Consider the following 20,525-nt stretch of genomic DNA (forward strand, 5'->3'; position numbering starts at 1 on the left):
AAACCCTATTGCGGCAGCCGCTTTTCCATCACCACGGCCGGCAGGCCGGAATTCGGCCCACCGAACTCCTCCATACGGTCGACTTCGACAAAACCGAGCCGGCTGTAGAAAGATATGGCGCGTTCGTTCTGGAGCGCTACCTCGACCCGCATGATTTCCGCATTGGGAAAGCAGGTTTCGAGTTCAGCAAAGAGATCGCGGCCAACGCCCTCGCCCTGCGCCGACGGCTTGACATAGAGCTGGTGCAGCATCACCGTCTTGTCCATCTCGGGATAGACGGCAGCAAAACCCATGCCCCCAATGTCACGACCGCTGTCGGCCACCAGAAACTCGCCACCCTTGCGGCCGACCCGTTCCTTGATGGCAGAGGGCGAATTCCACGACTGCAGCAGTTTTTCTACCGTTTCAGCACCATAGATGCCGTCATAGGCCGAATGGAAAGTTTCGATCAGGAGCTTGTGCACCTGATCGACATCTTTCGGGCCGGCGGTTCGGACGAAGTAGACCATCAGGTCTTACTCCTCGATGCCGAGCTTCGCCTTCACCAGCGCCTGAACGGCCTGCGGGTTGGCCTTGCCGCCGGTGGACTTCATCACCTGACCGACGAACCAGCCGGCGAGCGTCGGCTTGGCCTTGACCTTCTCGACCTGATCCGGGTTGGCGGCAATGATCTCGTCCACGGCCTTTTCGATGGCGCCGGTGTCGGTGACCTGCTTCATGCCGCGGGTTTCGACGATTTCGGCCGGATCGCCGCCTTCGGTCAGCACGATTTCGAACAGGTCCTTGGCGATCTTGCCCGAAATCGTTTCGGCCTTGATCAGATCAATGATGCCGCCAAGCTGCGCTGGAGAAACCGGAGTCTCTTCAATGTCTTTGCCGAGTTTGTTCAAGGCGCCCAACAGGTCGTTGATAACCCAGTTGGCGGCAATCTTGCCATCGCGGCCTTCGGCAACGGCCTCGAAATAATCGGCAATCGCCTTTTCCGAAACCAGAACCGAGGCGTCATAGACCGAGAGGCCGAGCTCATTGACGAACCGAGCCTTCTTGTCGTCCGGCAGTTCCGTCAGGTCGGCCTTGAGCGCGTCGATAAAGGCATCGTCGAATTCCAGCGGCAGCAGGTCAGGATCGGGGAAATAACGATAGTCGTGCGCGTCTTCCTTGGAGCGCATCGAGCGGGTCTCGCCCTTGCCCGGATCGAACAGCCGGGTTTCCTGATCGATCACGCCACCGTCTTCGAGAATGCCGATCTGGCGGCGCGCTTCATATTCGATCGCCTGACCGATGAAACGGATGGAGTTGACGTTCTTGATTTCACAACGCGTGCCAAAACCTTCGCCCGGACGACGGACGGAGACGTTGACGTCGGCGCGCATGGAACCCTCGTCCATGTTGCCGTCGCAGGTGCCGAGGTAACGCACGATCGAGCGCAGCTTGGTCATATAGGCCTTGGCTTCATCGGAGGAGCGCATGTCGGGCTTCGACACGATCTCCATCAGCGCCACGCCGGACCGGTTAAGGTCGACGAAGGACATGGTCGGATGCTGGTCATGCATCGACTTGCCGGCGTCCTGTTCCAGATGCAGGCGCTCGATGCCGATCTCGATATCCTCGAACTGGCCCTGCCGGTCCGGACCCAGCGAGATCACGATCTGGCCTTCGCCGACGATCGGATCCTTGAACTGCGAGATCTGGTAGCCCTGCGGCAGGTCGGGATAGAAATAGTTCTTGCGGTCAAAAATCGAGCGCTTGTTGATCTGCGCCTTGAGGCCGAGGCCGGTGCGCACGGCCTGGCGCACGCATTCCTCGTTGATGACCGGCAGCATGCCCGGCATGGCGGCATCGACGAGCGAGACATTGGCATTGGCCGGCTTGCCGAATTCGGTCGAGGCGCCGGAGAACAGCTTTGAATTCGACAGGACCTGCGCATGCACCTCCATGCCGATGATCACTTCCCAATCGCCGGTGGCGCCGGGAATGAAGCGTTTCGGGTCAGGGGTACGGACGTCGACTAGGGTCATCTGATGCTCGTAAAATGGTCTATGCGTTGATGTCTGGAGGTAGAGCAAATGGCGCGGCGGTGCAAGCACATGGGCGGCGATGCGGCCAAAACAGCGGCACAGGAACAGGATGGAAACTTAACCGGCGACGGGTAGCCTCACAAAATGCAACTCGGACAGTCTTTCACGCTCTTCCTGATCTATCTTCTCCTCAACGTCGTGGTCTTCTGCGTCTACTGGTGGGACAAGCAGGCGGCGATCGAGGGCGAGTGGCGCGTGCGCGAAGATACACTGCTGGCGCTTGCCTTCTTCGGCGGCAGTCTTGGCGCGGTCACGGCCCAGCAATTGCTGCGCCACAAGACCCGCAAGGAGCCGTTCCGGTCAAGCCTCAGAATGATCTTGGCGTTCCATATCGCGGCCGGACTGTTCTGGCTGTTGGCACCGGCCGGCACGCTCATGGCCGTGCTGTCGCTCTTTAAATGATCAGAGATCGGGACCGTAGGTTGCCGGCTCTTCCACGGCCAACTGCTTCGACAGACCGACGGACTGCACATCCTGATCGAGTTTTGGCGCGTAGGCGACCGAAAGCCAGTTTATGGTGTAACCGTTCTTCTCGAAGAAGCCGACCGCATCGGTGTTGCGGGCGTGGGTTTCGAGCTTGGCGGTGACAAAACCCTGCCGCAAGATTTCGCCTTCGACCTCGCCGAGCAGCGCGGTCCCGACATCCTGTCGCTGGAATGGCGGATCGATCCAGAAATCCGTGATCGTCTCGTCCAGCGCCTCGCGCGCCGCCCAGCCTGCGACGGTGCCATTAACTTCCGCAACCGTGATGGTCAGCCACGACGACCGCGTGAAATTGTCGAAAGCAATTTCCGCATTGTCGTGCATGTCGGCAGTAGCGCCGATCGGGGCGACGGCCTGCTGCCATGCGCGTACGCCGATTTCCCTCAACGTTGCGGTCTCGTCGTCACGGGCATTGCGAATGCTGATCATGGCGGCCCCTGCTGTGGGGAAGAGTAGAGCATCGTGATACCGGCTTGGCTAGTGAATTGCGACAAGCGCGACCCTTTGAGGCGGATAAAGATCACCCCTTTGCCATCGACCCTCCGCCTGTTTGCCGGTCTCAAGCCAGTCGCTTCTCCATATGAACCTTTTCGAGATCCACATTCATGCTCTTGGAAAACTCGATGCCGCGCCAGACGATTTCAAAACCGCAGCGTTCGTAGAGCCGGATCGCGGTGGCATTGCTGGCATGCGTGGAAATCCGCGCCAGCGTGTGCCCTTCATCGTCAATCGCCGCAAGAATGTGGAGAACAAGCGCCCGGCCAATACCCCTACCCTGATGATCCGGGTGAACCCAGACATCGGAAACGTAATCTCGATCACTGTCCCGCGCCGTCCAACCGACGACGCCGCCATCTAGTTCGGCAAGATGCACATCGCCCAATGTGTTTTGAGGAAAGATCGAGAACTCATGTCGCACACGCTCGATGACTTCCGCATTCGATTGGGTGGGATCGAACGCGTCACTGGATTTACAAGCCGCAAAACCGACGTCGCCGACCACATGGTGATCGGCGATTGTCATGTCTCGAATTTTCAGCCCGCTCACCACCACTTGGCCGGCGTGAACTTGCCGGCGGCCTGTTCGATGACATGAGCGGTACGGAACAGCGTTTTTTCCTCGAACGGCTTGCCGATCAGTTGCAGGCCAAGCGGCAGGCCCTTGGCGTCGAGACCGGCCGGAACGGCAATGCCCGGCAGGCCCGCCATGTTCACCGTCACGGTGAAGATGTCGTTGAGGTACATGGCGACCGGGTCGTTCGCGAGGTTTTCGTCGGCGATACCGAAAGCCGACGAAGGCGTCGCCGGCGTCAGGATGGCATCGACACCGGCATGGAAGACCGTCTCGAAGTCGCGCTTGATCAGCGTGCGAACCTTCTGCGCCTGCAGGTAGTAGGCATCGTAATAACCGGCAGACAGAACATAGGTGCCGATCATGATGCGGCGCTTGACCTCGGTGCCGAAACCGGCGGCGCGGGTCTTTTCGTACATGTCGGCAATGTCCTTGCCGTCGACGCGCAGGCCGTAACGGACGCCGTCATAACGGGCAAGATTGGACGAGGCTTCGGCCGGCGCCACGATGTAATAGGCCGGCAGGGCGTATTTCGTATGCGGCAAGCTGATGTCGACGATCTCGGCGCCTGCATCCTTCAGATAGGCAATGCCCTGCTGCCACAGATTTTCGATGTCTTCCGGCATGCCCTCGATGCGGTATTCCTTTGGAATGCCGATCTTCATACCCTTGACCGACTGGCCGAGGGCGGCTTCGTAATCCGGGATCGGAAGATCGACCGAGGTCGTGTCCTTGGCATCGACCGACGCCATCGACTTCAGGAGGATGGCGGCATCGCGCACGTCGCGGGCGATCGGGCCGGCCTGATCGAGCGAGGACGCAAACGCCACCGTGCCCCAGCGCGAGCAGCGGCCATAGGTCGGCTTGATGCCGACCGTGCCGGTGAAGGCCGCCGGCTGGCGGATCGAGCCGCCGGTGTCAGTGGCGGTCGCACCGGCGCACAGATGCGCGGCGACGGCTGCCGCCGAACCACCGGAAGAACCGCCTGGAACAAGCTGCTGGTTGGAACCTTCGGCTCTCCACGGGTTAACGACGGGGCCGTAATGCGAGGTCTCGTTGGACGAGCCCATGGCGAACTCGTCCATGTTGAGCTTGCCGAGCATGACGGCGCCATCGTCCCAGAGGTTCTGGGTGACGGTCGATTCGTATCTCGGCTTGAAGCCATCGAGAATGTGGGAGCAGGCCTGGGTATGTACGCCCTCGGTGGCGAACAGGTCCTTGATGCCAAGCGGAATGCCTTCCAGGGCGCCGGCCTGGCCGCTTGCGATGCGCTCGTCGGAGGCCTTTGCCATGGCGCGCGCCTTGTCCGGCGTTACGGTAATATAGGCATTGATCGTCGCGTTCGCAGCGTCGATGGCGCCAAGATAAGCGTCGGTGAGTTCGATGGCAGAAATGGCCTTCGAGGTCAGCTTCTCGCGGGCTTCGGCAATGGTGAGGCTGGTCAGTTCGGTCATGGGTGCGGCTTTCGGATGCTTTTGGCGAGCAGGGCAAGGGACGGAATGCGCAAGAAACTGCGCTTATTCGACGACCTTCGGCACCAGGAAGAAATTACGATCGGTTTCGGGCGCATTGGCAACGATATCGTCGGCCTTGTCGCCATCGGTCACGTCGTCGGTGCGCTTGCGCATCTCCATCGGCGTCACCGATGTCATCGGCTCGATACCGGTGACGTCGACTTCGGAAAGCTGCTCGACGAAATCGATGATCCCGTTCAACTCGCCGACCATGCGATTGGCCTCCTCTTCGCTGACAGCGATACGAGCAAGGCGGGCAACCCGCTTGACGGTGGCAAGATCGACGGACATGGCATTCTCCGAGGGAATAGATGGTCCCCCGCTATAATAGCCGCGCTCGCCCTTCGCAACTGCCTAACCTCGGGGTGAGCCTGCAAATCCCTCGCACAGATCTTCCCGCTGCTTCGCGGCCGGGGTCTACCGAAAGGCTCGGCGGCAAAGCGTCGAAGATGGATTGAGCGATATCGCGCCTGCCGTCCGCGTCGAACCACCGGGGGAACGAATGAGAGAACATTCGCCCCGACGGTTCGGCTGCGGGGCGAATGTTTCGGGAGCCTATTCGAAGCTCAGGACCGAACCCGGCTTGGGCACTTCCACATTGGTCTTCATGCCTTCCATCCCCTTCACGAACTTTTCCGGGGTCTGCTCGAGAAGACCGAACGTACCGTAATGGCAGGGAATGACGTGCTTGAAATCGAAGAAGCGCTGGCAGGCCAGTGCCGCTACCGCCCCTCCCATGGTGAAACGATCGCCGACCGGGACGATGCCGATATCGGGCGCATGCAGTTCATTGATCAAGCCCATGTCGGTAAAGATGTCCGTATCCCCCATATGCAGGATCGAAGGTTCATCGTCGATATGCAGCATCAGGCCATTGGCGCTGCCCAGCGAATGCGAAATGCCGTCTTCCGTCACTTCTGCCGATGAGTGCAGCGCATTCGTGAGCGTCACGGTAAACCCGTCAAAGGACACCGTTCCGCCGGTACCGGCCAGTTCCAGCTTTTCGACGCCCCGTTTCGATAGCCAGTCCCCGAGATCGGCATTGCAGAACACCGTCGCGCCGGTTTCCTGGGCCAGAGCAATCGTGTCGCCGACGTGGTCCGCGTGGCCATGGGTCAGCAGGATCTGGGTTACGCCTTCCGTCACGTCCTTGAGATCCAGACCCTGAAAGCTCGGATTATGTCTCAGAAAGGGATCGATAAGGATTTTGGCTTTTGCGGTTTCGAGACGAAAAGCGGCATGGCCGAGCCAGGTGAGCTTCATGGGGTAACTCCTTGAAATATGATGGCACGAATATAAAGCGGTTCGATGTGGTGGCAACATCGCCGCAGCGGTTCTAGGCCATTAGCACGTCAATGCGACAGACCTGCGGTGGAATGGCATAGCCGGCCCAGTTGCAAGGCTCCGGCCGGTAGTCTAAGCGACCGCAATTGCTGCATTCTCGAACAGATGCAGGCAGAACATCATTTCATGACGTGAGGATACGGATTTGGCCGGCAACGATGACGAGTATGTCTATGACGAAGCCACGGGCGAATGGCTGCCCGCCTCAGAGGCTGCTGCCAGGACGGCGGAACAGAACGCGGTGCGCGATGCGGCTGGCAACATTCTGGTGGACGGCGATGCCGTGACACTGATCAAGGATCTCTAAGTCAAGGGCGCCGGCCAGACCCTCAAACAGGGCACGGTGATCCGTTCGATCCGGCTGACCGACGATCCGCAGGAAATCGACTGCCGCCATGATACCATCAAGGGGCTGGTGCTGCGCACCGAATTCGTCCGCAAGAAAAGCTGAACGGGAACCAAAGACATGGCAACGTTGACCATCGAGGAACTGGCCGCGATGCTGTCGCCCAACCAGGCGATTGCCGGACTTGACCTCGGCACCAAGACGATCGGCCTTGCCATGTCGGATCTCGGGCGGCGTTTCGCCTCACCCCGCCCGGTGCTCAAGCGGGTCAAGTTCACCCGGGATGCCGAGGTGCTTCTGGCGTTCGCGGAAAGGGAAAAGGTGGCGGCCTTCATCATCGGCCTGCCGATGAACATGGATGGTTCCGCGGGACCGCGTGTGCAGGCGACCCGCGCCTTCGTGCGATCGATGGCGGACAAGACCACCCTGCCCTTCGTATTCTGGGACGAACGCCTCTCGACGGTTGCGGCCGAACGGGCCCTGCTGGAAATGGACGTGTCGCGCGCCAAGCGGGCCGAACGCATCGATTCGGCTGCCGCGAGCTTCATTCTTCAGGGCGCCCTGGACAGGCTCTTGTCGCTGGGCAGGGACACAGATGCGGCCGGCTGACGGCCGTTCCACCACGCAGCAATCGCCTTGCGTTTGCGGAAGCCGATGATGGCAAACACGATCAGGCTGTCGACGGCGATCGCCCGGGCGACCAGGGGCGGAATATCCTGCGCCGGAATGCCCAGGATCTGGCTATAGACCTCGAAGACAAGGTCGTGTGTCTGGCGCGTCAGCATGAAGAAGCCGAGGCTGATGTCGTAGTAGGACAGGCCATACCACGCGCCGATGAGCAGGACGGGACCCGCCCACAATATCAGAAACCACTTCATGCGGCCCTCTTCGTCATTGTCGTCGAACCGATTTCCAGCGACATCAACCACCGCAAAATGGCCATAGCGCTCAACACGACGGCAGGAACCGCGATATCGAGTGCAAGCATTGCGAAAAACGCAGCCGCTGAGATCAGTACACCCGTATGGTAACCGGTCGTCGTCATGCCAGCGCCTTCTCCGCGTCGCGTTGGTTAATCTTCTATTAACCGTAATCTAGAGCCGAGGCCGCGGGCCGCAACAAAAACCCCACCGTATGGTTAACGGCGGGGCGAAGCCTGTGGACATCGATGTTGCGCCTGACGGCGGAATTCAGTTTGCAGCCGGATAGAGAAGATCGACGATATAGGAGGCGTCGAAGCGCGCATCGAGCATGCCGTAGGTCGAGCGCCAGCCACCGGCCAGACGCGTTTCGACAAAAGCATCGACGATCTTGCCCGCGCCGAGCCTTGCCAGTTCTGCCGCGCCGGCCGCCAGCGCCAGTTGCTCAATCAGCAGACGCGCGGCCCCCTCGTCGCGTTCCGCCAAGGCCATGGCTGCCCGCAGCACCTCCACAGTCTTTTTGCCGGCCGGACCGAGATCGCGTTCGAAACCGGCAATCACCATATCGAACAGGTCGCGGCCGCGCGACAGCACGCGCAGAACGTCGAGCGCCATGACATTGCCGGAGCCTTCCCAGATCGCGTTGACCGGCGCCTCGCGGTAATGGCGGGCAATCGGGCGTTCCTCGATATAGCCGTTGCCACCGAGGCACTCCATCGCCTCATAGATCAGCGATGGCGCGATCTTGCAGTTCCAGTATTTGATGACCGGCGTCATCACGCGGGCATAGGCGGCATCGTTTGGCGAGGTCGCCGCCTTGTCGAAGGCCTCCGCCAGGCGATAGGCAAGCGCGGTGGCGGCTGCGACATCGAGTGCCATGTCGGCAAGAACACGCGTCATCAGCGGCTGGTCTATGAGGTTCTTGCCAAAGGCGCTGCGTCCCCGGCAACTATGGACCGCTTCCGACAGCGAGGCGCGCATGATGCCGGCCGACGCCAGGGCGCAATCAAGACGGGTCAGGGTCACCATGTCGAGAATGGTGCGGATGCCGTCTCCAGGTTCACCCAGCAGGTAGCCGAAAGCATCGGCAAATTCCACTTCCGACGACGCATTGGAACGGTTGCCGACCTTATCCTTCAGGCGCTGGAAGCGCAGGCCGTTGGCAGAACCGTCCTCGAGCAGGCGCGGCACGAGAAAGCAGCCCATGCCGTCGCGCGTCTGCGCCAGCATGACGAAGGCGTCGCTCATCGGCGCAGACATGAACCATTTGTGGCCGGAAAGCCGGAATACGCCCTCCCCGACCCGTTCCGCAGCCGAGCGGATGGCACGCACGTCCGTGCCCGCCTGCTTTTCGGTCATCCCCATGCCGATCGTCACGGCCGTCTTCTGCAGGGCGGGCTTGCTGCTCGAATCGTATTTGCGCGACAGGATTTTCGGCGCCCACTCCTTCTGCACCCGCGGCGAGGCCATGATGGCAGCAATCGAGGCGCTGGTCATGGTGAGCGGGCACAGGTGGCCACATTCGAGTTGAGAGGTCAGATAAAACCGCGCCGCCCGGGCCCGGTGCGCGGATCCGCGCGCTTCCGGCACGCTTTCCCACAACGAGGAATGCAGGCCACTCGCCATCGAGCGGCGCATCAGCGCATGCCAGGCGGGGTGAAATTCCACCTGATCGAGCCGTTCGCCACGCGGGCCATGGGTGCGCAGTGTCGGCGGGCTCTCATTGGCCATGCGCGCCAGATCCTGCGCCTCGGGCGACGTCACGTAACGGCCGAGCGCATCATACTCTTCGCGCAGGCTGCGGTTGAGCCCGGCCGTAAGGTCGACGATCAGCGGATCGGAGCGATAGGCATTGATCCCGCTCCAGAGACCCGGCTGGTTGAGTTCGGCATTTTTTTCTTCGTCGCGCGACATATCGATCATCAGGCGGTTCTAGCGGAAGTTAAAGGTCGTGGGAACGGTGCATCTGGACTATTCTGCGGGGTTATTTCGCCCGGGCATTGTGCGCCCGAACAAACTTTGAAACACCGGTAGCTGACTGGCAAATGGGGATTCGGCATTGATCGCTAAAGTAGATCCGGCACGCGTGGTGGAACTGGAGTTGGCAACGATCCAGGAGATCGAGCGGCAGCTCGATAACGCCGCGGGTCCCGGCCATCCCGCCAGCAACGTCAAGCCGGGCACGCTATCGCCGAAAAAGGCCGCCATTGCCGCAATAGACGGCCATCTTTTTATCTCCAATGGCAACAACATGTGGGAGACCCAATATCTGGGCGGCCTGACGGGACTTGAAGACTGGACGGCAAAATGGGTCGAGCTCCTCGCCAGACGGTCCCAGACCGCCGCTGAGCGGAGCGTGCAGCTTTTTCATTTCATCATCCCGGAAAAGCAGGTCGTGCTTGCGCCTATCCGCTGGCCCGAATCGCCTGAAGACGGCAGCAACCGTCCGATCCGCTACCTCCAGGCAAAGCTGCCCGCGGATACGATCCTGATCTATCCCGAACAGGCATTGCGAGACGGGCTTGCTACCGTCCCGACCCATCACCGACACGATTCGCACTGGAACGTGTCGGGCTGCTGCCTGGCGATCCAACCCCTTCTCAGAAGCATCATTCCGCAATTCGACATCGGTACGGTTCTGCTCAAGGCAAGGCTCGAGAATGGAGCCCACGATCTGACCCGACATTTCTTCGTCGATCCGCCGTCAGAGGAATATCTTGCACTTGCACCCCAGGGCGAGATCGTCATGGACAACCAGCATCTCGAAAAAACGGGCAAGCATATCGGCAATCTTTATGCGATCGAAAATCCCGCCGCACGCGATGAGAGAAAGGTCATCGTCTTCGGCGACAGCTATTCCTACAGCCAGGGCATGACCTTCGTGCTGTCGGCCGTTTTCAAGACGGTCGTTTTCCTGTGGTCGAAGCATATCGTGTGGAATTTCGTCACTGAGCAGAAGGCCGATATCGTCATCTGGGAAAGTGCCGAGCGCTACATCGTCTCCGTGCCCGGCCACTGAACATCGCCGTCGACACCAGTTGATAGCCCGAGTTCGCGCTTGCGGGCGCCTCACCCACTGATTATAGACCGCGTGACTGACACGGAGGACGTTTACGTGGTCTTCTTTCCCCATCGCCATCTGCTTGGCATCAAGGGCCTTACCGAACAGGACATCACTCTTCTTCTGGACAAGGCCGACGAGGCCGTGAAGATTTCCAGGCAGCGGGAAAAGAAAACGTCGACACTGCGTGGCCTGACCCAGATCAACCTCTTCTTCGAAGCCTCGACGCGTACGCAGTCCTCGTTCGAACTAGCCGGCAAGCGTTTGGGCGCCGACGTCATGAACATGTCGGTCGGCAATTCCTCGGTCAAAAAGGGCGAAACGCTGATCGATACGGCGATGACGCTCAACGCCATGCGCCCCGACGTGCTTGTCCTGCGCCACTCGTCTGCAGGAGCTGCGGCCCTTCTCGCCCAGAAGGTCGCCTGCTCTGTAGTCAATGCTGGCGATGGTCAGCACGAACACCCGACGCAGGCCCTGCTCGATGCGCTGACCATCCGTCGCGCCAAGGGCAAGCTTTCGCGCATCATCGTCGCGATCTGCGGCGATGTGCTGCATTCGCGTGTCGCGCGTTCCAACATTCTCCTGCTCAATGCCATGGGCGCGCGTGTGCGCGTCGTCGCGCCGTCGACGCTGCTACCCTCGGGGATTGCCGACATGGGCGCCGAAGTGTTCCATTCGATGGAAGAAGGCCTGAAGGATGCGGACGTCGTGATGATGCTGCGCCTTCAGCGCGAGCGCATGGCCGGCGCCTTCGTGCCCTCGGTCCGCGAATATTTCCGTTTCTACGGGCTCGATGCGGAAAAGCTGAAGGCAGCCAAGGAGGATGCGCTCGTCATGCATCCCGGCCCGATGAACCGGGGCGTCGAGATCGCCTCGGAAGTGGCTGACGGTCCGCAGAGCGTCATCGAAAGCCAGGTGGAAATGGGGGTCGCCGTGCGCATGGCCGTGATGGAAACCCTGCTCCTTTCCCAGAATAACGGAGAACGCGCATGATCGCTCCCGTTCTCGACAAACCCCTCGTCATCGAAAACGTCCGCATCATCGATCCGTCGCGCAATCTCGACGAGACCGGCGCGATTGTCGTGGGCGCTGACGGCCGTATTCTGGCAGCCGGGGCCGAGGCGCTCAACCAGGGCCGGCCCGAAGGAGCGATCTTGCGCGACGGGCGCGGTCTGATCGCCACGCCCGGCCTCGTCGATGCCCGCGTGCATGTCGGCGAACCTGGCGAGGAACACCGCGAAACCATCGAATCCGCATCCCGCGCCGCCGCTGCAGGCGGCGTCACTTCCTTCATCATGATGCCGGATACCGATCCGGTCATCGATGACATCGCGCTCGTCGAGTTCGTGCTGAAGACGGCGCGCGACAAGGCGATCGTCAACGTGTATCCGGCTGCCGCGCTGACCAAGGGGCTGCTCGGCCAGGAAATGACGGAGCTGGGGCTCCTGAAGGAGGCCGGCGCCGTCGCATTCACCGAAGGGCATCGGGCCCTTTCGGATTCCCTTCTGCTGCGCCGCGCCATGACATATGCACGCGAATTCGACGCCGTCATCGCGCTGCAGCCGCGGGAAAAATATCTGGGCAACGGCGTCATGAACGAGGGCCTGCTGGCGAGCTGGCTTGGCCTTTCCGGTGTGCCGAAGGAAGCCGAACTGATCCCGCTCGAGCGCGACCTGCGGATGGCCGCGTTGACGCGCGCCAAATATCACGCGTCACAGCTGTCTGTGCCGGAAGCGGCGGAGGCGATGCGCACGGCCCGCAATCGCGGCGCCAATGCCACCTGCGCCGTTTCGATCAATCACCTGACGCTGAACGAAAACGACATCGGCGAATACCGCACCTTTTTCAAGCTGTCGCCGCCGCTTCGCACCGAGGATGATCGGGTGGCGATGGTGGATGCTTTGGCCGATGGCACGATCGACATAATCACGTCCTCGCACGATCCGCAGGATGTCGATACCAAGCGTCTGCCCTTTGCCGATGCCGCCGATGGCGCGGTCGGTCTCGAAACAATGCTGTCGGCAGCGCTTCGTCTGCATCACGCCGGCCAGGTTCCGCTGATGCGCCTGATCGACGCCATGTCGACCCGGCCCGCGCAGATTTTCGGCCTCGACGCTGGGACGCTGAAGCCGGGCGCCAAAGCCGACATAACTTTGATCGATCTGGAAGAGCCTTGGCTGCTGTCGAAGGACATGCTGCTGTCGCGCTCAAAGAATACACCGTTCGATGATGCCCGTCTCACCGGCCGCGTGGTCGCCACCTATGTCGGCGCTCGCTGCGTGCATGCGCTTTAACGGAGAAAAAGCGTGAGCGAAGTTTTTAACTGGCAGATCACCTTGCCCGTCGCCTTTGGCGCGCTGGCCTTCGGCTACCTTCTCGGATCGATCCCGTTCGGCCTGCTCCTGACGCGCGCTGCCGGCCTTGGTGACATCCGTTCGATCGGTTCGGGCAATATCGGTGCCACCAACGTGCTTCGCACCGGCAACAAGAAGCTGGCGGCCGCGACCCTGCTGCTGGATGCGCTGAAGGCGACGGTCGCGGCGTTGATCGCCTCTTTCTTCTTCGGCAAGGATGCCGGTGCGCTGGCCGGCTTTGCGGCCTTTCTCGGGCATCTTTTCCCTGTCTGGCTCGGGTTCAAGGGCGGCAAGGGCGTGGCCACCTATATCGGCACGCTTCTCGGCATTGCGCCCCTGATGGTGCTGGTGTTTGCCGCGGTCTGGCTGTCGGTGGCCAAGATCACCAAATACTCCTCGCTATCCGCTCTGGTTGCAACACTTGTCATTCCGGTTGTGTTGTGGTTCATAAATGAGCCGAGGATCGCGTTGCTCATGGCCATCATGACGGTAATCTCCTGGTGGAAACACGAGACCAACATCAAACGGCTGATAGCCGGCACCGAGAGCAGGATTGGCCAGAAGGGCTAGGCCGGCAAAAGCACCGAAAGGAAGGAAATGCCGGCAGGCAGCGCAGGACGGACCGGAATTGCGCTGACGGACAGGCAAAGACTGTCCTGGCTGCGGCTTATCCGCAGCGACAATGTTGGCCCCGCCACCTTTCGCGATCTCATCAATCATTTCGGGTCGGCCGAGGCCGCACTGGATGCCTTGCCCGAACTGTCGCGCCGCGGTGGCGCTACTCGCTCGGTGCGGATAGCCTCGCATGCCGAGGCCGAAAGGGAGCTGGAAGCAGCTGAGCGCCACGGCGCCGTCTTCATCGGCATCGGCGAACCGGATTATCCGCCGGCCTTGCGCCAGATTGACGGTGCCCCGCCCCTCATCGCCGCCAAAGGCAATGTTTCGGCCGCCACAACACCCTCCGTCGGCATTGTTGGTTCGCGCAACGCATCGATCAGCGGCGCGAAATTTGCCGCCATGATCGCCCGCGATGCCGGCCGGGCGGGTTACGTCGTCACTTCCGGCTTGGCGCGCGGCATCGATACCGCCGCACATCGCGCCAGTCTCGATGCCGGCACCATCGCCGTTCTCGCCGGCGGCATCGATCGGCCCTACCCGCCCGAAAATCTCGGATTGCTCGGCGAGATCACCGGCGGGTCCGGCCTTGCAGTCAGCGAAATGCCGTTCGGATGGGAACCACGATCGCGCGACTTTCCCCGGCGCAACCGACTGATTGCGGGCATCTCGCTGGGCATTGTCGTTGTTGAAGCCGCCGAGCGCTCGGGGTCGCTGATTACCGCGCGCATGGCCGCGGACTTCGGGCGCCTGGTCTTTGCAGTGCCGGGCTCACCGCTCGACCCACGCTGCCATGGCACCAACGGCCTTCTTAAGGAGGGCGCGATCATGACCACCGGACCGGAGGATGTCCTGTCGGCGCTGGCACCGCTATCGCAACTCGACCTGTTCACGCCACCGATCGTGGAGGAACCGGACCGGCAAGCTGCCGCGGATTTCCAGCCGCCCGACGAGGATGCCCGTAGCATCATCGTCAGTGCGCTGAGCCCGACACCCGTCGAGGTCGACGAAATCATCCGTCATACGGCCCTGCCAGCGTCCACCGTCTATCTGACGCTGCTGGAACTGGATCTTGCGGGGCGGCTGCACCGCCATTCCGGCGGACTTGTGTCACTCGCCTACTGAGCCCTGGTCCACCATTCCCGCAAACGCGATGCCAGAAATGGCTGGGGACGGTCAGGGCCTCAGATCCGGACCGTTGCGCTTGGGAAGCGAAAGTGCACGCCGGCCCGACTGCAGGTCACCGGCTTCCACATAGGCCATTTCGATCAGATAACAGAGCATGTCTGCGCCTTCCGATTGCGCAACCAGGCGCAACTGCCCCAGCATCTCATGGATGTACGCGATGTTCTGCCGAGACAGCTCCGGGCCGTCGGCATGTCCCAACCCTGAAATCATCACAATCCCTGCTGCCAGCGGCAAAACCGCCGTCCTGCGCCCTAGTTCGGCGTTACGATTATCGAAAGATAAGATATTTATTTAAAATTGCAACCAACGGCAAATATCGCATAGGTTGCATTCCGTTGAGTAAGCTAATTTGGCCGTGCCCTCTTGACCCCGGCGCAAACGCCCTCCATGTCGGGAGGTCAGAATTCGGCCCAATCGCGTTTGTTCCGCGGTTTTTGCATGGCCTGCCTCGTTCCAGAGAAAAATCAAAATGAATGTAGTCGTTGTAGAATCTCCAGCCAAAGCCAAGACGATCAACAAGTATCTCGGCTCGGGTTACAAGGTTCTCGCCTCCTTCGGCCACGTGCGGGATCTCCCCGCCAAGGATGGCTCCGTGCTTCCCGACCAGGATTTCGAAATGTCCTGGGAGGTCGATGCCGCATCCCAGAAGCGCATGAAGGATATTTCCGACGCGCTGAAAAGCTCCGACGCATTGTTTCTCGCAACCGACCCGGATCGCGAGGGAGAAGCAATTTCCTGGCACGTTCTCGATCTTCTGAAAAAGAAGAAAGTGCTGGGCGACAAGCCGGTCAAGCGCGTCGTCTTCAACGCCATCACCAAAAAGGCCGTGCTCGATGCCATGGCCAACCCGCGCGATATCGACGTGCCGCTGGTGGACGCCTATCTCGCTCGCCGCGCGCTGGATTATCTCGTCGGCTTCAACCTGTCGCCGGTCCTGTGGCGCAAGCTGCCGGGCGCCCGTTCGGCTGGCCGCGTGCAGTCGGTGGCGCTGCGTCTCGTCTGCGACCGCGAAAACGAGATCGAACGTTTCGTTTCGGAAGAGTACTGGAACCTCTCGGCACTCCTGAAGACACCACGTGGTGATGAATTCGAGGCGAAGCTCACGGCGGTCGACGGCAAGCGCCTGCCGCAGCGCGGCATTAAGAACGGCGAGGAAGCCGGTCGCCTGAAATCCTTGCTGGATGGCGCCGCCTATACGGTCGATACGGTCGAGGCCAAGCCGGTCAGGCGCAATCCCGGCCCGCCCTTCACCACCTCGACCCTGCAGCAGGCGGCCTCCTCCAATCTCGGCTTTAACGCTTCGCGCACCATGCAGGTGGCGCAGAAGCTTTATGAAGGCGTCGATATCGGCGGTGAGACGGTTGGTCTGATCACCTATATGCGTACCGACGGCGTGCAGATGGCACCGGAAGCAATCGACGCTGCCCGCAGCGCCATCGTCGACCAGTTCGGCCAGCGTTACCTGCCGGAAAAGGCACGTCATTATTCCACCAAGGCGAAAAATGCCCAGGAAGCGCACGAAGCCATCCGCCCAACCGATTTTAACCGTTCGCCGGACAAGGTGCGCCAGTACCTCGACAGCGACCAGCAGCGTCTCTATGACCTGATCTGGAAGCGCGGCATTGCCAGCCAGATGGCGTCCGCGGAAATCGAACGCACAACGGTCGAAATCATCGCCGACAATAATGGCCAGAAGGCCGGCCTGCGTGCCGTAGGTTCGGTCGTGCGTTTCGACGGCTTCCTCGGCGCCTACATGGACCAGAAGGAAGAAGGCGAGAAGAGCGAGGACGACGACGATGGTCGCCTGCCGCAGATCAACGCCCGCGAAAAGCTCGACAAAAACCGGGTCAATTCGACCCAGCACTTCACCGAGCCGCCGCCGCGCTATTCGGAAGCCTCGCTGATCAAGAAGATGGAAGAACTCGGCATCGGCCGTCCTTCCACCTATGCCGCGACGCTGAAAACCCTGTCGGACCGCGAATATATTGTCGTCGACAAGCGCAAGCTGATCCCGCATTCCAAGGGCCGGCTGGTGACGGCCTTCCTCGAAAGCTTCTTCACGAAGTATGTGGAATACGATTTCACCGCCGATCTTGAGGAAAAGCTCGACCGGATTTCCGCTGGCGAACTCGACTGGAAACAGGTTCTGCGCGATTTCTGGACCGACTTCTTCGCCCAGATCGAGGACACGAAGGAACTGCGCGTCACCAACGTTCTCGATGCCCTGAACGAAACGCTCGCGCCGCTGGTCTTCCCGACACGCGAAGATGGTTCTGATCCGCGTATCTGCCAGGTCTGCGGCACCGGCAACCTGTCGCTGAAGCTTGGCAAATACGGCGCTTTCGTCGGCTGCTCGAACTATCCAGAATGCAATTTCACCCGCCAGCTGTCGTCCGATGGCAATGAGGCGGATGCATCCGGCCTCAACGAACCGAAGGCGCTGGGTGCCGATCCGATGACCGGCGAGGAACTGACGCTGCGTTCGGGCCGGTTCGGACCCTACATCCAGCGCGGCGAAGGCAAGGAAGCCAAACGCTCATCGCTACCCAAGGGTTGGCGTCCGGAAGATATCGACCATGAAAAGGCGCTGGCACTGATCAATCTGCCGCGCGATGTCGGCAAGCATCCGGAAACCGGCAAGATGATTTCCGCCGGCCTTGGCCGTTATGGACCGTTCCTGCTGCATGATGGCGGTTATGCCAATCTCGAAAGCATCGAGGACGTGTTCTCCATCGGCCTTAATCGTGCCGTCACCGTGATTGCCGAAAAGGCAGCCAAGGGCCCTGGCGGTCGTGGCCGCGGCACGCCGGCAGCCTTGAAGGAACTCGGAGAGCATCCTGATGGCGGCCCGATCACCGTGCGTGACGGCAAATACGGCCCTTACGTCAATTGGGCGAAGGTCAATGCGACCTTGCCGAAGGGCAAGGATCCACAGTCGGTGACGGTGGAAGAAGCGCTTGCCTTGATCGTTGAAAAGGGCGGCAAGACGCCGGCCAAGGGCAAGGCGAAGAAGGCGCCGGCCAAAACAAAGGCGCCGGCAAAGGCCAAGGCTGCTGCCAAGACGGCTGACGGCGAGACCAAGAAGGCCGCACCGAAAAAGGCTGCAGCGAAGAAGGCTCCGGCAAAGAAAGCTTCGGCAAAAACGGCCGCAACCAAGGCAAAGAAGACCGCTCAGTGAAAACACCTCGCGACAGGAACAGGCCCGGCCGCAGCGACGACCAAACGAAAAGCCGGCGCACCGACAGGCGTGCCAATGGCGAACCGAAGGTCGCAAGCCAGGGTTCGGGCATCGTCCACGGTGCCGTTCCGCCGCGCGAAGTGCTGCTTGAATTCATTGCCGACAACCCGGATCGCGCCTCCAAGCGCGAGATCGCCAAGGCTTTTGGCCTGAAGGGCGAGACTCGCGTCGAACTCAAGGATCTGTTGCGAGACCTTGAGAGCGAGGGCCTGCTCAAAAAAGATCGAAAATCGCTATCAAGACCGGGCGCCCTGCCCCCAGTCACGGTTCTCGACATCACCACGCGTGACAAGGATGGCGAGTTGATCGGCCGCCCGGCCGAATGGCCGGAGGATGCCGGTGCGGCGCCAGCCGTGCTGATCCGTATGACGTCGGAAAAGCGCGGCAAGGGCAAGGCGGTCACCGCCGGTCTCAATGATCGCGTCCTTGCAAAGATCTTTCCCAACAAGGACCGTTCCGGCCCGGCCTATACCGCCCGCATCATCAAGGTCATCGACAAGCGCCAGAACGCTGCCCTCGGCGTGATCCGCATGATGGCGGAAGGCGGCGCGCGCCTGATGCCGATCGACCGTCGTGGCGAGGAAATGCAGATTTCCGCCGATGACCTCGGCGATGCCAAGGACGGCGACCTGATCGAGGCCGATATCCTGCGCGGCAACCGTTTTGGCCTGACGCGGGCAAAAGTCCTGTCGGTCGTGGGCTCCGTCGCCAGCGAAAAGGCGATCTCGATGATCGCCATCTATGCCCACGGCATCCCGCATATATTCCCGCAGTCCGTCATGAACGAGGCCAAGGCTGCACAGCCGGCCAACATGTCGAAACGCGAGGACTGGCGCGACCTGCCGCTCGTCACCATCGATCCGGCCGATGCCAAGGACCATGACGACGCGGTTTACGCCGAGCCCGATCCATCGCCGGACAATCCGGATGGCGTCATCGTCACCGTCGCGACTGCAGATGTCTCCTGGTATGTGCGCACCGGTTCGGAACTTGACCGCGAGGCCTTGAAGCGCGGCAATTCCGTCTATTTCCCCGACCGCGTCGTGCCGATGCTGCCGGAGCGCATTTCCAACGATCTCTGCTCGCTGCGCGAAGGCGAAGACCGCCCGGCGCTCGCCGTGCGCATGACGTTTTCGAAGGAAGGCCGCAAGGCCGGACACACCTTTCATCGCATCATGATGAAGAGCGCTGCAAAACTCTCCTACCAGCAGGCGCAGGCCGCTATCGACGGTAAACCGGATGACAAGACCGGCCCGCTGCTTGAACCGATCCTCAAGCCGCTCTGGCACGCCTACAAGGTGATGAAGCGCGGCCGCGACCGTCGCCAGCCGCTTGAACTCGACATGCCGGAACGCAAGATCCTCCTGAAATCAGATGGCACGGTCGACAAGGTGATCATTCCCGAACGTCTCGATGCGCACAAGCTCATCGAGGAAATGATGATCCAGGCCAACGTCGCCGCCGCCGAGACGCTGGAGAAGAAAAAGCAGCCGCTCGTCTACCGCATCCACGATGCGCCGACGCTCGCCAAGCAGGAAGTCCTGCGCGAGTTTCTGGCCACACTCTCCATCCCGATGGCCAAGGGCGGCCAGGTTCGCGCCAATTCGTTCAACGGCATTCTCGCCAGCGCTGCAAACACGCCACATCAGATCATGGTCAACGAGATGGTGCTGCGCTCGCAGAGCCAGGCGATCTACAGCCCGGACAATCTCGGCCATTTTGGCCTCAACCTGATGAAATACGCGCACTTCACCTCGCCGATCCGCCGTTATGCCGACCTCATCGTGCATCGCGGTCTGGTCGGCGCGCTGGGTCTTGGCGAAGGTGCCATCACGGCGGCGGAAGAAGCGCAGCTCGAAGATATCGCCGCCGAGATCTCCACCTTCGAACGCCGCGCCATGGCCGCCGAACGCGATACGATCAACCGCCTGATCGCGCACCATTTGTCGGAACGGGTCGGTCAGGAATTCGAAGGCCGTGTTTCGGGTGTCACCAAGGCTGGCCTGTTCGTGTCGCTGCCGACCTATGGCGCCGACGGCTTTGTGCCGATCTCCACGCTTGGCCGCGACTATTTTGTCTACGACGAAGCACATCAGGCGCTGGTGGGCGACAAGTCCCGTCTCGGCTATCAGCTCGGCGACAGCGTCGATGTGAAACTGGTCGAGGCGATCCCGCTTGCGGGCGCGCTGCGCTTCGAAATGCTGAGCGAAGGCCGGAAGATGGCAGGCGGTACACGCTCTTTCCACAAGGCCGGGCGGCAGCGCCGCACGGCACGTGGCAAGGCCGGCATGCGACCACGGAGATAAGGG

The 20,525-nt window shown here is 61.1% G+C and carries 20 protein-coding genes and 1 pseudogene; 10 read left to right on the forward strand and 11 right to left on the reverse strand.

Going from position 1 to position 20,525, the window contains the following annotated elements:
* Nucleotides 1-5 precede the first annotated feature (5 nt).
* Together ACQKKX_RS12010 and gatB are read right to left on the reverse strand one after the other, a co-directional pair.
* Entirely contained in the window at nt 6-509 is a 504-nt protein-coding gene (locus tag ACQKKX_RS12010) for an N-acetyltransferase family protein (protein WP_427570930.1), read from the reverse strand.
* 6 nt (nt 510-515) lie between these two features.
* Nucleotides 516-2,018 (reverse strand): Asp-tRNA(Asn)/Glu-tRNA(Gln) amidotransferase subunit GatB, encoded by a 1,503-nt coding sequence (gene gatB, locus ACQKKX_RS12015; RefSeq protein ID WP_427570931.1) that lies wholly within the window; start codon nt 2,016-2,018, stop codon nt 516-518.
* 144 nt (nt 2,019-2,162) lie between these two features.
* On the opposite strand from gatB, the gene ACQKKX_RS12020 reads away from it, so the two are divergent.
* Nucleotides 2,163-2,480, forward strand: a complete 318-nt coding sequence (locus tag ACQKKX_RS12020) for a DUF1294 domain-containing protein (RefSeq protein ID WP_427570932.1) — start codon at nt 2,163-2,165, stop codon at nt 2,478-2,480.
* Here the strand turns inward: ACQKKX_RS12020 and ACQKKX_RS12025 are convergent, their stop codons facing one another.
* From ACQKKX_RS12025 to ACQKKX_RS12045, 5 genes are all read right to left on the reverse strand, one after another.
* Nucleotides 2,481-2,990 (reverse strand): N-acetyltransferase family protein, encoded by a 510-nt coding sequence (locus tag ACQKKX_RS12025; RefSeq protein WP_427570933.1) that lies wholly within the window; start codon nt 2,988-2,990, stop codon nt 2,481-2,483. It abuts the gene before it with no gap.
* Between the two features lie 130 nt (nt 2,991-3,120).
* Nucleotides 3,121-3,585 (reverse strand): GNAT family N-acetyltransferase, encoded by a 465-nt coding sequence (locus tag ACQKKX_RS12030; protein ID WP_427570934.1) that lies wholly within the window; start codon nt 3,583-3,585, stop codon nt 3,121-3,123.
* A 20-nt stretch (nt 3,586-3,605) separates the two neighbouring features.
* A complete protein-coding gene (gene gatA, locus ACQKKX_RS12035; RefSeq protein WP_427570935.1) occupies nt 3,606-5,087 on the reverse strand; it encodes an Asp-tRNA(Asn)/Glu-tRNA(Gln) amidotransferase subunit GatA in 1,482 nt (493 codons plus the stop codon).
* Nucleotides 5,088-5,150: 63 nt separating this feature from the next.
* A complete protein-coding gene (gene gatC / locus ACQKKX_RS12040) occupies nt 5,151-5,438 on the reverse strand; it encodes an Asp-tRNA(Asn)/Glu-tRNA(Gln) amidotransferase subunit GatC (RefSeq protein ID WP_427570936.1) in 288 nt (95 codons plus the stop codon).
* A gap of 264 nt (nt 5,439-5,702) precedes the next feature.
* Complete coding sequence (locus ACQKKX_RS12045) at nt 5,703-6,410, reverse strand: metal-dependent hydrolase (protein WP_427570937.1); 708 nt, start codon at nt 6,408-6,410, stop codon at nt 5,703-5,705.
* 226 nt (nt 6,411-6,636) lie between these two features.
* Between ACQKKX_RS12045 and ACQKKX_RS12050 the strand changes: the two are divergent.
* Together ACQKKX_RS12050 and ruvX are read left to right on the forward strand one after the other, a co-directional pair.
* Nucleotides 6,637-6,942, forward strand: a pseudogene (locus ACQKKX_RS12050) (alkylphosphonate utilization protein).
* A 15-nt stretch (nt 6,943-6,957) separates the two neighbouring features.
* Nucleotides 6,958-7,446 (forward strand): Holliday junction resolvase RuvX, encoded by a 489-nt coding sequence (gene ruvX, locus ACQKKX_RS12055; protein WP_427570938.1) that lies wholly within the window; start codon nt 6,958-6,960, stop codon nt 7,444-7,446.
* Here ruvX and ACQKKX_RS12060 read toward each other — a convergent pair.
* The 3 genes from ACQKKX_RS12060 to ACQKKX_RS12070 form a co-directional block, all read right to left on the reverse strand.
* Complete coding sequence (locus ACQKKX_RS12060) at nt 7,389-7,715, reverse strand: DUF6105 family protein (protein WP_427570939.1); 327 nt, start codon at nt 7,713-7,715, stop codon at nt 7,389-7,391. The two genes, ruvX and ACQKKX_RS12060, sit on opposite strands and share 58 nt — an antisense overlap.
* Complete coding sequence (locus tag ACQKKX_RS12065) at nt 7,712-7,882, reverse strand: hypothetical protein (protein WP_427570940.1); 171 nt, start codon at nt 7,880-7,882, stop codon at nt 7,712-7,714. Before ACQKKX_RS12065 ends, ACQKKX_RS12060 begins: the two co-directional genes overlap by 4 nt.
* Nucleotides 7,883-8,027: 145 nt before the next feature.
* Nucleotides 8,028-9,680: an acyl-CoA dehydrogenase family protein gene (locus ACQKKX_RS12070; RefSeq protein ID WP_427570941.1), complete on the reverse strand. Its 1,653-nt coding sequence runs from the start codon at nt 9,678-9,680 to the stop codon at nt 8,028-8,030.
* A 136-nt stretch (nt 9,681-9,816) separates the two neighbouring features.
* Between ACQKKX_RS12070 and ACQKKX_RS12075 the strand changes: the two genes are divergently transcribed.
* The 5 genes from ACQKKX_RS12075 (at nt 9,817) to dprA (ending at nt 14,915) form a co-directional block, all read left to right on the forward strand.
* Complete coding sequence (locus ACQKKX_RS12075; RefSeq protein WP_427570942.1) at nt 9,817-10,776, forward strand: hypothetical protein; 960 nt, start codon at nt 9,817-9,819, stop codon at nt 10,774-10,776.
* A 96-nt stretch (nt 10,777-10,872) separates the two neighbouring features.
* Complete coding sequence (locus tag ACQKKX_RS12080) at nt 10,873-11,814, forward strand: aspartate carbamoyltransferase catalytic subunit (RefSeq protein WP_427571187.1); 942 nt, start codon at nt 10,873-10,875, stop codon at nt 11,812-11,814.
* Nucleotides 11,811-13,115, forward strand: a complete 1,305-nt coding sequence (locus ACQKKX_RS12085; RefSeq protein WP_427570943.1) for a dihydroorotase — start codon at nt 11,811-11,813, stop codon at nt 13,113-13,115. The genes ACQKKX_RS12080 and ACQKKX_RS12085 overlap by 4 nt, the downstream gene beginning before the upstream one ends.
* Nucleotides 13,116-13,127: 12 nt before the next feature.
* Nucleotides 13,128-13,745, forward strand: coding sequence for a glycerol-3-phosphate 1-O-acyltransferase PlsY (gene plsY, locus ACQKKX_RS12090; protein WP_427570944.1), 618 nt, complete (start codon nt 13,128-13,130; stop codon nt 13,743-13,745).
* Nucleotides 13,746-13,772: 27 nt separating this feature from the next.
* Nucleotides 13,773-14,915 carry a DNA-processing protein DprA gene (gene dprA, locus ACQKKX_RS12095; protein WP_427570945.1) on the forward strand — a complete coding sequence of 381 codons (1,143 nt, stop codon included), beginning with the start codon at nt 13,773-13,775 and terminating at the stop codon, nt 14,913-14,915.
* Nucleotides 14,916-14,966: 51 nt separating this feature from the next.
* Here the strand turns inward: dprA and ACQKKX_RS12100 are convergent, their stop codons facing one another.
* Nucleotides 14,967-15,188, reverse strand: a complete 222-nt coding sequence (locus tag ACQKKX_RS12100; protein WP_427571188.1) for a hypothetical protein — start codon at nt 15,186-15,188, stop codon at nt 14,967-14,969.
* 259 nt (nt 15,189-15,447) lie between these two features.
* On the opposite strand from ACQKKX_RS12100, the gene topA reads away from it, so the two are divergent.
* Both topA and rnr read left to right on the forward strand, forming a co-directional pair.
* Nucleotides 15,448-18,156, forward strand: a complete 2,709-nt coding sequence (gene topA / locus ACQKKX_RS12105; RefSeq protein ID WP_427570946.1) for a type I DNA topoisomerase — start codon at nt 15,448-15,450, stop codon at nt 18,154-18,156.
* On the forward strand, nt 18,153-20,522 hold the full coding sequence (gene rnr, locus ACQKKX_RS12110) for a ribonuclease R (protein WP_427570947.1): 2,370 nt from the start codon (nt 18,153-18,155) through the stop codon (nt 20,520-20,522). Before topA ends, rnr begins: the two co-directional genes overlap by 4 nt.
* Nucleotides 20,523-20,525: the final 3 nt, after the last annotated feature.

The organism is Neorhizobium sp. NPDC001467 (assembly GCF_050275975.1).
Classification (GTDB): Bacteria; Pseudomonadota; Alphaproteobacteria; order Rhizobiales; family Rhizobiaceae; genus Neorhizobium.

What these genes read in the sequence shown, in the direction of transcription:
- ACQKKX_RS12060 (WP_427570939.1), bottom strand. Translation starts at nt 7,715, where the DNA reads ATGAAGTGGTTTCTGATATTGTGGGCGGGTCCCGTCCTGCTCATCGGC.
- ACQKKX_RS12070 (WP_427570941.1), bottom strand. Translation starts at nt 9,680, where the DNA reads ATGATCGATATGTCGCGCGACGAAGAAAAAAATGCCGAACTCAACCAG.
- gatB (WP_427570931.1), bottom strand. Translation starts at nt 2,018, where the DNA reads ATGACCCTAGTCGACGTCCGTACCCCTGACCCGAAACGCTTCATTCCC.
- ACQKKX_RS12065 (WP_427570940.1), bottom strand. Translation starts at nt 7,882, where the DNA reads ATGACGACGACCGGTTACCATACGGGTGTACTGATCTCAGCGGCTGCG.
- topA (WP_427570946.1), top strand. Translation starts at nt 15,448, where the DNA reads ATGAATGTAGTCGTTGTAGAATCTCCAGCCAAAGCCAAGACGATCAAC.
- ACQKKX_RS12025 (WP_427570933.1), bottom strand. Translation starts at nt 2,990, where the DNA reads ATGATCAGCATTCGCAATGCCCGTGACGACGAGACCGCAACGTTGAGG.
- ACQKKX_RS12020 (WP_427570932.1), top strand. Translation starts at nt 2,163, where the DNA reads ATGCAACTCGGACAGTCTTTCACGCTCTTCCTGATCTATCTTCTCCTC.
- ACQKKX_RS12085 (WP_427570943.1), top strand. Translation starts at nt 11,811, where the DNA reads ATGATCGCTCCCGTTCTCGACAAACCCCTCGTCATCGAAAACGTCCGC.
- gatA (WP_427570935.1), bottom strand. Translation starts at nt 5,087, where the DNA reads ATGACCGAACTGACCAGCCTCACCATTGCCGAAGCCCGCGAGAAGCTG.
- ACQKKX_RS12100 (WP_427571188.1), bottom strand. Translation starts at nt 15,188, where the DNA reads ATGATTTCAGGGTTGGGACATGCCGACGGCCCGGAGCTGTCTCGGCAG.
- ACQKKX_RS12010 (WP_427570930.1), bottom strand. Translation starts at nt 509, where the DNA reads ATGGTCTACTTCGTCCGAACCGCCGGCCCGAAAGATGTCGATCAGGTG.
- dprA (WP_427570945.1), top strand. Translation starts at nt 13,773, where the DNA reads ATGCCGGCAGGCAGCGCAGGACGGACCGGAATTGCGCTGACGGACAGG.
- gatC (WP_427570936.1), bottom strand. Translation starts at nt 5,438, where the DNA reads ATGTCCGTCGATCTTGCCACCGTCAAGCGGGTTGCCCGCCTTGCTCGT.
- ACQKKX_RS12030 (WP_427570934.1), bottom strand. Translation starts at nt 3,585, where the DNA reads ATGACAATCGCCGATCACCATGTGGTCGGCGACGTCGGTTTTGCGGCT.
- ruvX (WP_427570938.1), top strand. Translation starts at nt 6,958, where the DNA reads ATGGCAACGTTGACCATCGAGGAACTGGCCGCGATGCTGTCGCCCAAC.
- ACQKKX_RS12045 (WP_427570937.1), bottom strand. Translation starts at nt 6,410, where the DNA reads ATGAAGCTCACCTGGCTCGGCCATGCCGCTTTTCGTCTCGAAACCGCA.